Source organism: Sorangium sp. So ce1153, assembly GCF_051521595.1.
Classification (GTDB): Bacteria; Myxococcota_A; Polyangia; order Polyangiales; family Polyangiaceae; genus Sorangium.
This window is the reverse complement of the sequence record NZ_CP150361.1, coordinates 1,773,587-1,786,701: the sequence shown is the minus strand read 5'-3', so window position 1 is coordinate 1,786,701 and position 13,115 is coordinate 1,773,587. Positions and strand designations below refer to the sequence as shown.

Sequence of the window (13,115 nt, the reverse complement as noted above, 5' to 3'; positions counted from 1 at the left end):
CGCTCAGGCCTTGAGCTCGGTGAACTCGCCTGGCTTGGTGATGCCGGCCTCCGCGTCCCTGCTGTCGAACTGACCCCATGTCTCGACGGGCCCGCCGCCTGCGGCCTTGCACCCGACGGCGTTCATCAGGGTCACATAGAGCTTGTTGATGGGGACGTTGCCTGTGTTCGAGCCCGTCCCGAAGCCGACGCTCGTGTCGTCGCCGGTGCAGTCCGCCTCGCTGTTGCCGGTGCCGAGGTTCCTGCCCTCGAGGTTCACGACCTGGCCCTGCTTCAGGTAACCGCCCGCGCTGCCGGCGATCACGATCGGCAGGTTGTTGGTGTTGTGGGCGTTGCCGTCGGCCAGCTCCGGGAGCCACATCGTGGCGGTGTTGTCGAGCAGGGTGCCTTCGCCCTCCACGATGCTGTCGAGCAGGGTGACGAGCCGCACGTACTTGCTCGCGTACCAGGCGTCGATCTCGGCGATCATGTCGAGCACGCCGTTCTTGCAGGTCCCGCCCACCTCGAACGACCCGTTCCGGTGCGAGAGGCCGTGGTGGTCGGCGTCGTGCTGGATGCCGTCCCAGCCGAAGGTCACGTAGCCGGGGTACACGAGGATGATCGACCGGTTCATGTCGCAGATCATGCTCAGCGCGATGAGGTTCATCATCATGTCCCCGCCGGCCGTGAACGATTTTGCGAGGCCGCCGCCGAACCCGCCGCCCGAGCTGGCGGCGTCGACCGCGCTGGCGGTGACGCCGTTCGCGGCCGCTGTCGCGTCGTTGCACGCCGCGGGCGTGAGCTTCTGCTCCGTGCTGCGGAGCAGGTCGAGCCAGTCGCTGACGCGTCGCTGGTCGGACTTGCTCATGTTGAGCGACTGGTAGCTCCGGAGGTCTTCCCTCACGAGATCGATGGCGCTCTCCCCGCGCCGGACGCGGTAATCGCCCTCGGTCGTCGCCCCGCCGCCGAACAGCCCGGTGAGCTGGTTGTACACCGTCTTGGGGTTGACCACGGCCGGGAAGGCCGTGTTCGGCGCCGAGAAGGAGAGCACCTCCTTGATGTTGGTGCTGGCCGAGCCGACCGAGAGCACCAGCGGGCTCGCCCCGCCGGGGTTGATCTGCTTCGCGATCTCGTGGTCGAGCGAGTGGGACGTCGCGTACCGCGTCTTGTCGTCGTTGATCAGCGCGCAGGTGAGCTTCGAGCCCATCGCCTGGTCGTGCGGGTCGATCGTCTGGATCTCCGCGTAGGAGTTGAACATCTTCAGGCCGCGCGGGAACAGCAGCTTCGACACGAACGGGGTCAGCCCCGCGAGCGTGGTGCCCGCGAGGTGCTCGGCCGTGAGGGGGCCGCTCTCGATCTTCGGGAACCAGCGGTTGGTGAGGCACCCGTTGTGCGTGTAGAAGATCACCGAGCGCCTGGGCGCCGGCGCGGGCTGCGCCTTGACCTCCTGCTCGTGGAGCGAGCTCAGGAACGGAGCCGCCAGCGCGGCGCCTGCAACACCCTTCAGAAAGACTCTGCGCTTCATGGGCCTACTCCAGTTCTACGGCTCGGATCCGGAACGACTCGGACTGCGTGAGGTCCGTGACGAGATCGAGGATCGTGTATCCTCCGGCGGTGATCTTCGCGGCCAGGTCGCTCACCGTGCACGAGTCCAGCGGGTGGCCGTCGCGCTCGTAGGCGTACGAGACCCACTTCTGCGCGTACTGGCGCTGCGCGTCCGGTGAGGCCGCGAGCTTGGCCATCAGGTCGGCCGGGCTCGCGACCTTCACGGGTTGCCCATCGATGAGCACGTCCGCGACCGTGTCGATGGGCGCGCCGGTGGACGCCTCGTTCGTCTGCCACCTCCCCACGGCGTCGTACGCCTCCATCACGAAGCCTGGCGGGTTGATGAAGTTGTGGTGGCACCCGGCGCAGGCGGCGCCGGCCGTCTGTGCGTCCACGCGCTTGCGGTTCGTATCGAGATCTGCCCCTTCCGGCAGCGGTGTCTCGAGGGCGCCGGGGGGCGGGGTGCCCGGGTCGATGCCGAGCACGTCCTTGGTGATGAAGACGCCGCGGAGGATGGGCGAGGTGCGGTTGTACGACGAGTACGCGTTGAGGAAGCCCACCCGCGTCAGGAACCCCGGCCGCTGCGTCGGGTCGAGCGTGACCTCCTGGAGCTCGGCCCCGAAGTTGGCGGGGTCGAGCCCGTAGAGCGGCGCCGTCGCGGCGTTCACGAAGGCGGTCGTGCTGAGGAAGAACTCCTGGAACGTGCCGCCGCGCGTGAAGACCACGTGTTCGAAGAACCGCTCGGTCTCTTCCGCCAGGATCGGGATCAGCGAGCGGTCGAAGACGGGGAACAGCTTCGTGTCCCGCTGCGCCGAGTCCCAGCGCGTGTTCGCCCCGAGCTCCAGGTAATACCGGTGGAAGCCGGCCACCATCTGCTGGGCCCGCGGGTCTTCCAGCATCCGCTGGGCCTGCTCGAGGATCTGCTCCGGGGTCGAGAGTTGCCCCTGGTCGGCGGCCTGGTTCAGGGCCTCGTCCGGGATCGTGCCCCAGAGCATGTAGGAGAGACGGGACGCGACCTCGTGGCTCGAGAGGGCGAAGCGCCCGGCGGTGTCGGGCGCCTCCGTGATCTCCGCGCGCTGGATGAAGGAGGGGGAGATCAGGAACATGTACAGCAGGGCCTCGGCGACCTCTTCCGGAGCTCCGGTCGGGGTGATGTCCGGGCCCTTTGCGACGATGGCGTCGAACCTCGCCACCTCCGCCTGCGTCAGCGGCCGGCGGAAGGCGCGCCGGCCGAACTCGACGATGGTGTCGTGCAGGCACGCGGCGCCGTCGCCGGTGGGGGTGCATTTCAGGAAGTTTCCCTTGAGCGTGGGATCCGCCATCACCTGCGCGGCGATCATCTCGGCCACCGACGTGTAGGCGCTCCAGCCGAGGTCCGTGAGGCTGCCTGCCTGATCCGTCGCCAGCAGCGTCGACGGCGCCGCGTTGCCGGAGGCCTTCAGCGCGGTGACGCCCAGGAGATCGCGGATGGTCCTGTCGTACTGCGCGTTGGTGAGGCGCCGGATCTGGGAGGTTGACGCGATGCCGGGCGTGCACTGCGTGCCCCCGTTCGGAGAGCCCGGCGAGCCTGGCTTGCCGCCCGTGCCCCCGCTGGGATTGTCCCCGCCCGGCCCCGTGTCGACGGGGTCGTCGCCGACGGAACCTATGCATCCAGCCGCGAACATTGCGGCGACGATGATGCCGCTCCTCCAGGTGTACATGGCGCTCACCTCAGGTGTTATGTCCGGCAACAGGGAACCGGACAGAAGCAGCGAGGGCGGTTTTTGCGATCAGCACGAGAAGGCTGATCGAGACCCTGCGCCTCGCTTGAGGATTGTCTCATTTCATCATGATGAGCGGCAATGCCTTATCGGGGGAGGGCTCCCGTTTTCTGAGCGCGACGAGCTGGTGTCTCCTCGAAAGATCCGGGGACATTTCGGCGTTCAGCATCGAGAATATCCGGGGGACATTTCGACGTTCAGCATCGAGAATATCCGGGGGACATTTCGACGTTCAGACTCAGGAGAGGGCCGCCTCTGCGCCCGCGCAGCGCTGTCCTGCGCGAGCTGTCGCACACGGCTCGATCCGTGGACCAACGTTGTTCAGCGAGGCGTGTCTAGCCGGAGGAGAGATGCCGCCGGCGACCACGAGCGGCAGGCTCGTCCCCACGGCCTCGCGGAACAGCGGCAGCGGGTGCATGTCCGGGCGCTCCTGCCTCTGCTGGCCGACGCGAAGTCCGTCGGTCGGGGACGAAGAGGGGTGGCGTTTGGTGGGGGGACTGTTCGCGCGGGCCCAACGAGACGGGCATCAGCCACGGGCGCGAACCGTCCGTCGGCTACATGCCATGGTTGGGCGGCATATCAAGCGGCGCCTTCTTCGGGTGTCTCGTCGCTCCACTCGAGACGAAGTCGCTTTCCACTCTGGGCACAGTCTCGGAGATAGAGACTGATCAGGGTCTGGTAAGGTATCTCGACCCCTTCTGCGAGAGACTTGAAATAGTTGATGGTCTCCTCGTCGAGGCGAATCGCAACTTGCTTCTTGAGTCGCTTCGCATACGGAGTTGCTCGGGCCTTGGAGAAGTCGTAGCTCTTTCTCATGGCTTCCACCGGCTGGTATAGGTTGCACGCTCGGAGGGCGCTGCCCGACGGGCGGATCTGATCCTGATCACATCGCCGTCTTGGCGATAGCAGTGACACACAACGAGGGTGCGTGCCGTGGCGCTCAGTCCGAGGAGGATGAAGCGGTCTTCGCTTTCGGAGTGATCAGGGTCATCCAGCAACAGCGCGCGGTCGTCGGTGAAGACGGTGCGCGCCTCGTCGAACGAGACGCCGTGCTTGCGCTTGTTTGCTGCGCTCTTGCGTGCGCCAACGCGAAACGGAGGCCAGCCACGACGACATTGTACCTACGTCGTAGTGTACCCGCAAGCAGCGTGGCGCAGCCTTCTGCCGGGAGGTGATGAGCACGCTCACCTCCGCCGGCCCTTCTGGAAGATCGGCGGGAAGCTCGAGCTCGACGCGGCGATCCGCGTGGATGACAATGGCGATCTTCGCGGCTTGCATGATGCTTCCTCCTGCTAGGCGAACCGGCGCTGCGACCTCGTGGTGCTGCCGAACGTCGAGGAGATGCTCGACCTGCCCTCGCAAGTGCGGTCAGTCTACCGGCAACGCTCCTCGACGAGCGGCTCCAGGCCGCCGAAGGCCCCCGCTCAGCGGGGCGAAGCGCCTGGCGGCGCGAGCACGTTGCCCCCCTCGCCTGGCGACGGCGGAGCTCCTCCGACGTGTCCGGTGGCGCGGCCACGGTCGGCAGGTGCGGGGACCAGCAGGATCGACCTTGCCGCCGACGCGTTTCCATGATGCCTGGCCCCTCCGAGCATGGACTCTCCCCGCGCCTTTCGATACCTGGATCTGGTCACCGCCGCCTTCGTCTGCGTCCTCGTCGTCAGCAACGTCGCCTCCTCCGCGAAGATCGTCAGCCTCGGCTTCTCCCTCTTCGGAATCCCGATGGCCTTCGACGGCGGAACGCTGCTCTTTCCCGTGAGCTACATATTCGGCGACATCCTCACCGAGGTCTACGGTTTCCGGACCTCTCGGAGGGTCATCTGGACCGGCTTCGTCTCCCTGGCGGCCAGCTCCCTCGTGTTCTTCGTCCTGAAGGCGCTCCCCGGCGACCCCTCCTGGGAAGGCTATGCGGGACAGGCCGCCTACAACGCCATCCTCGGCGGCATGAGCTCCGGCGGCATCGTCGCGGCGAGCCTCGCCGGATTCCTGATGGGCGGGCTCTCCAACGCCCTCGTGCTGGCGCGCCTGAAGGTGCTCACCGGGGGCAAGGCCCTCTGGATGCGGACCATCGGGAGCACCCTCGTGGGGCAGCTCCTCGATACGGTCGCCTTCGTCGTCGTCGCGAGCGCGGTCGGCGTCTTCGGCTGGGATCTCTTCGTCTCCCTGGTCCTGACCAACTACCTGTTCAAGTGTCTCGTGGAGGCGCTGATGACCCCTGCGACGTACCGGGCCGTCCGGTTCCTGAAGGGAGCCGAGGGCATCGACGTGTACGACTGGGATCTCAGGATCGCTCTTCCCCGCCTCCGCCCAGGACGATAACGGCGCCGGACGGCAGGCGCAGCTTATATGCCAACCGAACGTCGGGGCGAGTGGGCACTCGCCTTCGCAAAAGCGTTTGGACCCCCTACCCGCCCGCCCACCGCAGGAGCTGGCGAGCGCGTCTTCGCGGAGGACGCGGCGCAGGAGCGGCGGCAGAAATGATCGTCGCTGATCACGCCGTTTTGGTAACATCGAGCTCATGCAGGATTGGGACGGCGCGCGGGCGCGATGGGACAGCGACCTCGGCGTGGCGCACCGGCGCGCTCGGGCGGCGAACACCGCCCTGCTCGTGACTGCGGGGGTGGAGGTCTTCGGGATCCTCGTCATGGCGTGGCAGATTGTCCTCCTTGGCCAGATCGACAGCGGCGAGGTCTCCATGGCGACCCGCTCGCTCAGCGACGCTCTGCTTCAGGCCTGGAGGTTCGCCGAGATCGCGATGCGCGTGATCACGGGAGCGCTGTTCTTGCGCTGGCTCTGGCATACCGTGCCCTTGGCCGGATCCATGAGCGCCTCGAGGCTGCGCTGGACGAGTCGTGACGCACTGTTGAGCTTCTTCATCCCGCTCCTCAACTTCGTGCGCCCGTACCAGCTGATGCGCGATCTGCACGACCACCTCTCGCCGGACGGGGTGCCCGAGCCGGCCCCGCGCCCCCGGACGGACGGCGCCGGAGGGTATCGTCATGTCGCGATGGAGAAGGCCCCGCCGCCGCGAGCATTGCCCCACGCCTCCATCGGCGCCTGGTGGGGGCTCTTCCTCCTCCCTCAGCTCCTCAGCAGGATGGTCACCCCCGTCCGCACCAACACCGTCGCGGAGGTGATCACGAACCGCTACTGGGCCATCGCGGTCTGCCTGGCCACTGTCGGCGGCGCATTGCTCGCGGTGATGATGGTGCGGACCATCCAGAGCCGCTTTGCGGAGCGGTATCGCCGGGTGCGGCACGCTTCCGACGAGGAGCTCGAGAGCTGGATGATCCGGGGCTGAGCCCGTCCTGGCGAATCCCGAGTGCCCGAAAGGGCCTTATTCCAACCTGAGCGTCAACGGCGCGGCGAGCAGGGTTACGCTCCAAGAGCAAAACTTCATTTCCACTGTATTCGCTCTCGCGGTGAGCCGATCCGAGGGCGAGCCGCTACTGCCTGACGAGCGCTCCGCAGGCGCTTGCATTCGCTCATCCCTCCCCATCGGTCCGCCGCCAGGGAGCGGCGCGCTCCAGTTCTTCGGCGGCAGATCGGCGATGGCGCGCCCGCCGCAGCACAGCAAGTCCCTCGAGGTGATTCCCTGATTTTTCTCATTGGAGCATCGATCAACCCGAGCGGCTTCGACACGTCCCGCACTGCAGCAGGGCCTCTTCGGGGGGGACTGCACGATAGTTCATACTTCATGAAGTAAAGCTTATCGTTCGATGATGGGACTTCAGCTCCCGCGCTGGGTTGACACGGGCGATAGATCCATGGCCTCCCATCCGCGCCGCGGCTGATAAACTCGAATTGGAAGGGATCAAGAACATGTCGATCGTTACGAACACGAAGAACGGTGTTCGGATGGGGCTTGGAGCACTGGCGCTCATCGGCGGCCTGCTCGGCAGCGCGCACGACGCGAACGCGGCCACCGTCACCATCAATGACAATCTCGAATCGGGCGGCTGGTCTTTTGGATTCAGCAATCCTGCGGAAGGCGCGGGGATCTTCACCACCTGGTCTTTGGCCCATTCGCCTTCGACGATAGCCTATTTGATGTATTCGCCCTCGGCCGGCGCGTCCGATTGGATGCAATTTTACAAGGCGTTTACGACGACGGTGACCCCGACGTCGTGCTCGGCCAGCGTCTGGCTGCGGGGCAACGGCTTTGCCAACCATGGCTCGGTCGACATGATCGACACTGCGGGCTGGACCTATATCGGTTCGACGTCGTACTCGAGCGTGGGCACTGCGGCCTGGGTCAAGTACACGGTCAACAATACTTACACGTGCACCAAGAACATCACGGTGCGCGTCACGATGGGGACGCACCCGGGAGCGTGGGAGCAGGTCTACGTGGACGACGCTTCGATCAGCTGGAACTTCTGAGCGCCGCTCGAGGCACGCCCGGACCGGAAACGTGCCTCCTCCGATTCCGCAATCAGGCTAGCGTAGCGGGTGATGGAGAGCTCCTCGTCACCCTGACCTGACCGTATCCGACGGCGATTGACGGGCGGCTGGTCAGCGCGCGGCGGAGAGGCCGAGGAGCAAGAACATCATCTCGGGACCTTGACGTCGAGCTTGCCGAGGCGCGCGAGCAGCGTGCCCCGATCCTCCATGGCCACGCCGACGAGCGTCCGCGCAGACGCATCGTCGAGCTTCGGGACGGCTCGCGCTGCGAACCGTGCCTCGTCCGCGGCGGGCACCTGGAAGATCAGGTGGTAGACGCCGCTGTTCGAGACCGCGAGCACGCGCTGCATCTCCCCGAGGCCGAGCAATCGACAGATCGCCGCGGCAAGGAATCCCGCGGCAGCACGAGCGAACGCGCCGCCGCGAAACGAGAGCGAGACGTGGTGCTCGCGTCCGTCCTCGCCGGCCTCGGCAACGGTATACACCACGGCGATGTCGGCGGACGTGACGAACGCATTGCCCTCGGCGAACGGGTCCGCGGGCGGGCCCCCCCTGACGCGCCCGAGCGCGGTGTTCTTGGCGCGGCCGAGCCCGCGCGAGAGCTCGATCAGGTGGTCCGGCGAGAACAGCCGATCGTGACGCGGCCGCTTCATCGCGAACCGGTAGACCAGGAACACCACGAGCCCGACGAGCAGCCATTTCAGCATCGGATCTTGCACCTCCGCGCCCATACGCCGAGACAGACCGTCACCCCCGCGGCGAGCGGCAGGGCGGGCGCCGCGACGAGCGAGAGGATCGCCACGGCGTGCGCGCTCTTTCGTCCCATGGCGACGCATCGTGCCGGTCCTCGCACGATCCGTCCATGGGTTTCACCTCTGCCGTACCCGCCGCTGCCGCTCACGTGTTACCACGCCGGTCAATCGGCCTACCCTCACGACTTCCGGTGAGTGCCAGCTCGGCCGCCATGGCGACGGGGATGCCACGAGCGGGGGGCACGTCACGAAGGATGGAGAGGCGCGAAAGCGCTCGGGTTTCCTGCCCGCCGCTGAGAGAGCCCGGTCCGTTTACCCCAGCCGAAAATTTCTTGCCGGGCGGTAGGGAGGCGCGCCTGCTGGTGTCTGTCACCAGCGGACGCCACGGAACTGCCGGGCTCAGCGATGAGCGGCTGTCCCTCGGGTTCCCATCAGCGTAGGATTCGACAGCCTTGATCGGCGCTGGCTTCCTGGTGCGGCCCTGCGTCAGATCGTTGACCGTGCAGGAGGAATGATCATGAAACGCTGGCTCGGACCGCTATCGGTATGCTTCGGCCTCTGCGCGTCGGGTTGCGCGGCGGGACCGGCGTGGGAGCCCGGGATCGACGAGAAGGAGATCCACGAGGAGCTCGCCGCGCTCGGCACGAGCGCCGATTCGTGTGGCACGACCCTCCTCCTCGAGGAGGATTTCTCGGACGCCGCGGCGGGCTGGACTCTCGGCACGGGATGGGAGATCGGCCCGACCCAGGTGTCGACCTGCCAGCACCCGAGCACCCCCTCCGACCCCGCGTTCGACCACACGCCCACCGACGACAACGGCGTCGCGGGTGTGTACCTCGGCGGCTGCCCGCCCATCGCGGCCTCCACGTTCCCCTACCATTATCTGACCAGCCCGATCCTCAACACCGACGTCGACGGAGCGGTCACCCTGTCGTTCTGGCGATGGCTGAACACGCTCAGCCGCAACCATGTGAAGATCGAGGTCTTCGACGGGACCAGCTGGGTGGTGATCTACCAGTCAACGCTGGGCGCCGGGAGCCGCGTCCTCGATTCCAGCTGGACGAACGTCACGTATGACCTCACGCCTTACCGGAATCCGAACCTGCAGATCCGGTTCGGCTGGCGGGTCTTCGTCCACTTCGGCGGCGCGTACTCGTCGGGCTGGAACGTCGACGACGTGCAGGTCACCACGGACGCCTGCCTCTAACGTCGCCGCTCACGCGCCGCGTTTCTCGACCCGGTCGCGTGCAGCGGCTTGTCCGGCGCGGCCTACCCCGACCATTGTGGATTCCAGACGATCTCCCATAGATGACCATCTGGATCCTGAAAATAACCCGAGTAGCCGCCCCAGAACGTGTCGTGGGCGGGCTTGACAATCACAGCCCCTGCGGCGCCTGCCCTCGTCATGACGGCATCGACGTCTGCCTTCGAATCGACGTTGTGTCCCAGGGTCATCTCGGTGGGGCTGACGGGACCTGGCGCAACCCCGCTGTCGTGGCTGATGCTCTTGCGGGGCCACAGCGCGAGCCGCAGACCAGGCTGCAATTGAATGAATACAACCGCCCCATATTCGAACTCTTCACCGATGATGCCCTCGGTGGGAAACCCCAGGCCATCGCGGTAGAATCGCAGCGCCGCTTCCAGATCATCGACGCCGATGGTGATGACTGTGATCCTGGGCTTCATCGATGCTCGACCTTCCTTCAGGCGTTTCAGATCCAACGATGCGATGAGCCGCGGGCGTGAGCCCCGCGGCCCGCCAGCGACGCGGCGGGACCGGACCCCTCGACGCGACGGTCATCGGTACCCGATCAGCACCGTCGACAGCTCGTACCCCGGCTCCGTGTGGGTCGCGCCGTCGTAGGTGCACCCGGACCCCAGCGTGCACCCATCGCACAGGGTGCTGTCGGGCCGACAGGTGTTCTCGTACCCAGCGACGTCGTACGCTACCTTCGCTGCCCCGGTCCCCGCGACGTCGGCCGTTATATCGACGGTCCAGGGCCGCACGTCGGCGCCCGGGCACCAGCCGGCGCGCGCGTAGCGATAGGTGCCCTGCTGACCGGGCGCGGCCGTGGTGGCGCAGTCGTCACGCCAGATCATCTCGGTGTGGGGCGCGGCGCCGACCGTGAGGGTATGCTCTTTCTCGCAGAACTCGGCGCAGTTGCCGGCGTTTCCCTGCCCGTGGCCGGTGATGAACGAGCGCAGGGCGTAGGACGAGGCGCCCACGGGGAGCGGGACGTCGGCGAGCGGAGCCGCCCCGGCGATCGGCCTGGCGGGGTCGCCGTAGACAACGCGGCGTGGGCCCCACACCGGGATGACGCCGACCGGGATCTTCGCGGGCACGCCGCCCTTCATCTCGAAGCTGGCAGTGAGCAGCCAGCCGTCGCCGTACGGCGATCCCGGCCCCACCGAGGTATCGACGAAGGCGCGCAGGGTGACCTCGCCGGCGAGCAGCGGGCGCAGGTCGGTGACGTCGAGATCCCAGCTCGCGCCCACATGGTAGGGTGTGACGAAGCGCATCAGCTCGATCAAGGTGTCGCCCGCGGGGTCCTTGGCCGTGACGAGGCCGAGCGACGCCAGGCGACTCCATGGGTCGCAGCCGCCCGACGGGCACTCGAGCGAGAGGTGCAAGGTGACTCTCTCGTACGTGCCGGTGCTCGGGAACGACGCCGGCGCGTCGACCACGCGCTGGTCGTCGTCGCTCGTGAAGTAGAAGTGCGTCCTGGCGAACGGGATCACCGTCGTGTCGGTGCCTGGTCCCTCGACCATACCCCCGGCGCCGCCTGCGCCGCCCGCGCCGCCCACGCCGCCCACGCCACTGGAGGCGGCCCCGCCCGAGCCCGTGGCGCTCCCGGCGCTGGCCCCACCCGAGCCCGTGGTGCTCCCGGCGCTGGCCCCGCCCGAGCCCGTGGTGCTCCCGGCGCTCGCCTCGCCCGAGCCCGTGGTGCTCCCGGCGCTGGCCCCGCTGCCGCCGCACGCGGCCGCGAAGACAACGACGGTCAGCGGGAGGAGGGCGCGCGTCGACCGCATGGTCTCATCCTACACCATGGCGGCGCCGCGCGCGGCTCGGCGACGCGCGGGTGCGGCCGTTGCTTGCCGCGAGGCGATCCCGACGCGGTCGGGCGGCTCGGTTCGGTCACGGCCTCGACAAATGGATAGCCGGGGGCAGTTCGACCGCCCGCGAGGACCGAGATCGGTGCTCTCGGAGCGATTCGACCGTCCTTCGCACCCGCCCCGTCCAGACTACGGGCCTTGGAGCACATCCGGCCACGCGTCTGCGGCGACGCCGTCGAGCACGCCGCGCGCTTGCGCGGTGTACCCGTCGCCGATCACGTTATCGTCACCCCCGCCGACCGCTTCTCCTCCGTGTTCCGCCGCTGAGACTGCTCCGGCCCCCCGACTGCTCGACGCCAACCAACGTCCACGACCGCGGCCGTCGCGGGTATCCCCTCTCCGTTGGGGCACCCATGTAGCGTTCGTTCCCCGAGGCGACCGCAAAAAATCTCACGCCACCGACGACGAATCCCGCACGATTGACTACCCCCGTCGGTAAGTGCTTTTGGTTTCATGACGCGTTACGGGCACAGCCCGATAGTCGCGGCGCTTTTTGCGACTTTTTGATTGGATTTTATACACCGATCCATGGTGGCTCATGCCGCCATGATGGATTAGATTCGCGCACCAATGCACAACCGCTCCGACCAGTTCGCGAAGAACTTGCTGCGCGACGGCCTGAGCCTCGTCTCGGCGGCGGAGACCGAGGTCGAGGTGCTGGCGGCAACCCAGAAGATCGATGTCTACAGCGTGCCTGATCCCGCACGGGAGGCAGAGCGCGCCAGGATGGGCCTCCTCGGCGAGCTCGCTGCGGAGCCGAGCCTGTTCGAGCCGTTCCGCAGCACGCCGAGCCTCCGTCAGGTCCGGCGGTGCCTGCGCAAGCAGCTGACGTGGCACCACGAGCTCGAACGCCGCGCCCGCTCTGCTGCTGGCGCCGTCGTGCCGGACGAGGACGCCGACGCGCCGTCGCAGCCGGCGGTGGACTTCCCTGCGCTGGTCGTCATCAGCCCGGGGCGCCCCGAGACGGTGCTTGACGCCTACCGCTGCGAACCGGTGCAAGCAGGCGTCTACCACGCCGTGCCGGGCCTGGTGATGCGCGTGGTGGTGCTCGCGGAGCTGCCCCGGACGCGGGCGACGCTGCTGCTCCGGCTGCTCGGCTCAGGCCGCCTCCTGCGCGAGGCGCTGGCCGACCTGGCGGCGCTGCCGGACGATGCCTGGGAGAAGAGCATCGCCAGGCCGCTGCTGGTACACTTCCGGCTCGGAACCCAGGAGCCGGCGACCGACAAGGAGGACGAGGTGAGCGCAGAGATCCGGGCGTGGTTCGAGGAGTACGAGCGGAACCTTCGGGCCGAGGAGCGGAAGGAGGGCCGCACCGGGGCGGCCGCGCATGCCGTGCTGACCGTGCTCCGAGCTCGCGGCATCTCGGTGCCGGACGCCGCGCGGGAGCGCATCCTCGCCGAGAAGGATCCGGAGACCCTGGAACGGTGGCTCGAGCGGGCCAGCGTCGCCGCCTCGCTCGCCGAGGTGCTCGACGGGCTGAGCTGAACGAGCCATCACGGCGCCCGAGACATCCCCTCCTCCGATCCGAGCTCGAAATTGCCTGAAGCCGGCTGCGGCGAGGGCCC

12 protein-coding genes and 1 pseudogene are annotated in these 13,115 nt (G+C 67.5%); 5 read left to right on the top strand and 8 right to left on the bottom strand.

What is annotated here, in order from left to right; all coding sequences use genetic code 11:
• Window positions 1-3: 3 nt before the first annotated feature.
• From WME85_RS06395 to WME85_RS06380, 4 genes and pseudogenes are all read right to left on the bottom strand, one after another.
• Window positions 4-1,503, bottom strand: coding sequence for a DUF1552 domain-containing protein (locus WME85_RS06395; RefSeq protein WP_437836123.1), 1,500 nt, complete (start codon window positions 1,501-1,503; stop codon window positions 4-6).
• A 4-nt stretch (window positions 1,504-1,507) separates the two neighbouring features.
• Complete coding sequence (locus WME85_RS06390) at window positions 1,508-3,223, bottom strand: DUF1592 domain-containing protein (RefSeq protein WP_437836121.1); 1,716 nt, start codon at window positions 3,221-3,223, stop codon at window positions 1,508-1,510.
• A 639-nt stretch (window positions 3,224-3,862) separates the two neighbouring features.
• The gene (locus WME85_RS06385) at window positions 3,863-4,099 is read right to left on the bottom strand and encodes a BrnA antitoxin family protein (RefSeq protein WP_437836120.1); all 237 of its coding nucleotides are present in this window, start codon (window positions 4,097-4,099) and stop codon (window positions 3,863-3,865) included.
• A pseudogene (locus WME85_RS06380) lies at window positions 4,096-4,377 on the bottom strand (BrnT family toxin); the annotation flags it as partial. The pseudogene WME85_RS06380 and the gene WME85_RS06385, both read right to left, overlap by 4 nt.
• Before the next feature lie 496 nt (window positions 4,378-4,873).
• Here WME85_RS06380 and WME85_RS06375 point away from each other — a divergent pair.
• The 3 genes from WME85_RS06375 to WME85_RS06365 all read left to right on the top strand — a co-directional run bounded on the left by WME85_RS06375 (window position 4,874) and on the right by WME85_RS06365 (window position 7,663).
• On the top strand, window positions 4,874-5,599 hold the full coding sequence (locus WME85_RS06375) for a queuosine precursor transporter (RefSeq protein ID WP_437836118.1): 726 nt from the start codon (window positions 4,874-4,876) through the stop codon (window positions 5,597-5,599).
• A 199-nt stretch (window positions 5,600-5,798) separates the two neighbouring features.
• Window positions 5,799-6,581, top strand: coding sequence for a DUF4328 domain-containing protein (locus WME85_RS06370; protein WP_437836116.1), 783 nt, complete (start codon window positions 5,799-5,801; stop codon window positions 6,579-6,581).
• Window positions 6,582-7,084: 503 nt separating this feature from the next.
• Window positions 7,085-7,663: a hypothetical protein gene (locus WME85_RS06365; RefSeq protein WP_437836114.1), complete on the top strand. Its 579-nt coding sequence runs from the start codon at window positions 7,085-7,087 to the stop codon at window positions 7,661-7,663.
• A gap of 167 nt (window positions 7,664-7,830) precedes the next feature.
• Here the strand turns inward: WME85_RS06365 and WME85_RS06360 are convergent, their stop codons facing one another.
• Window positions 7,831-8,391 carry a hypothetical protein gene (locus WME85_RS06360; protein WP_437836112.1) on the bottom strand — a complete coding sequence of 187 codons (561 nt, stop codon included), beginning with the start codon at window positions 8,389-8,391 and terminating at the stop codon, window positions 7,831-7,833.
• Window positions 8,385-8,510, bottom strand: coding sequence for a hypothetical protein (locus tag WME85_RS06355; protein WP_437836109.1), 126 nt, complete (start codon window positions 8,508-8,510; stop codon window positions 8,385-8,387). Before WME85_RS06355 ends, WME85_RS06360 begins: the two co-directional genes overlap by 7 nt.
• A 443-nt stretch (window positions 8,511-8,953) precedes the next feature.
• On the opposite strand from WME85_RS06355, the gene WME85_RS06350 reads away from it, so the two are divergent.
• Window positions 8,954-9,643 carry a hypothetical protein gene (locus tag WME85_RS06350; RefSeq protein ID WP_437836107.1) on the top strand — a complete coding sequence of 230 codons (690 nt, stop codon included), beginning with the start codon at window positions 8,954-8,956 and terminating at the stop codon, window positions 9,641-9,643.
• A 62-nt stretch (window positions 9,644-9,705) separates the two neighbouring features.
• On the opposite strand, the gene WME85_RS06345 is transcribed toward WME85_RS06350, so the two are convergent.
• Both WME85_RS06345 and WME85_RS06340 read right to left on the bottom strand, forming a co-directional pair.
• Window positions 9,706-10,122, bottom strand: a complete 417-nt coding sequence (locus tag WME85_RS06345) for a VOC family protein (RefSeq protein ID WP_437836105.1) — start codon at window positions 10,120-10,122, stop codon at window positions 9,706-9,708.
• A gap of 111 nt (window positions 10,123-10,233) precedes the next feature.
• Window positions 10,234-11,466, bottom strand: a complete 1,233-nt coding sequence (locus WME85_RS06340) for a peptide-N-glycosidase F-related protein (RefSeq protein ID WP_437836102.1) — start codon at window positions 11,464-11,466, stop codon at window positions 10,234-10,236.
• Between the two features lie 654 nt (window positions 11,467-12,120).
• Between WME85_RS06340 and WME85_RS06335 the strand changes: the two genes are divergently transcribed.
• Entirely contained in the window at window positions 12,121-13,035 is a 915-nt protein-coding gene (locus tag WME85_RS06335; RefSeq protein WP_437836099.1) for a hypothetical protein, read from the top strand.
• The last annotated feature ends 80 nt before the right edge of the window (window positions 13,036-13,115 follow it).

What these genes read in the sequence shown, in the direction of transcription:
- WME85_RS06360 (WP_437836112.1), bottom strand. Translation starts at nt 8,391, where the DNA reads ATGCTGAAATGGCTGCTCGTCGGGCTCGTGGTGTTCCTGGTCTACCGG.
- WME85_RS06370 (WP_437836116.1), top strand. Translation starts at nt 5,799, where the DNA reads ATGCAGGATTGGGACGGCGCGCGGGCGCGATGGGACAGCGACCTCGGC.
- WME85_RS06375 (WP_437836118.1), top strand. Translation starts at nt 4,874, where the DNA reads ATGGACTCTCCCCGCGCCTTTCGATACCTGGATCTGGTCACCGCCGCC.
- WME85_RS06395 (WP_437836123.1), bottom strand. Translation starts at nt 1,503, where the DNA reads ATGAAGCGCAGAGTCTTTCTGAAGGGTGTTGCAGGCGCCGCGCTGGCG.
- WME85_RS06345 (WP_437836105.1), bottom strand. Translation starts at nt 10,122, where the DNA reads ATGAAGCCCAGGATCACAGTCATCACCATCGGCGTCGATGATCTGGAA.
- WME85_RS06335 (WP_437836099.1), top strand. Translation starts at nt 12,121, where the DNA reads ATGCACAACCGCTCCGACCAGTTCGCGAAGAACTTGCTGCGCGACGGC.
- WME85_RS06385 (WP_437836120.1), bottom strand. Translation starts at nt 4,099, where the DNA reads ATGAGAAAGAGCTACGACTTCTCCAAGGCCCGAGCAACTCCGTATGCG.
- WME85_RS06340 (WP_437836102.1), bottom strand. Translation starts at nt 11,466, where the DNA reads ATGCGGTCGACGCGCGCCCTCCTCCCGCTGACCGTCGTTGTCTTCGCG.
- WME85_RS06390 (WP_437836121.1), bottom strand. Translation starts at nt 3,223, where the DNA reads ATGTACACCTGGAGGAGCGGCATCATCGTCGCCGCAATGTTCGCGGCT.
- WME85_RS06350 (WP_437836107.1), top strand. Translation starts at nt 8,954, where the DNA reads ATGAAACGCTGGCTCGGACCGCTATCGGTATGCTTCGGCCTCTGCGCG.
- WME85_RS06355 (WP_437836109.1), bottom strand. Translation starts at nt 8,510, where the DNA reads ATGGGACGAAAGAGCGCGCACGCCGTGGCGATCCTCTCGCTCGTCGCG.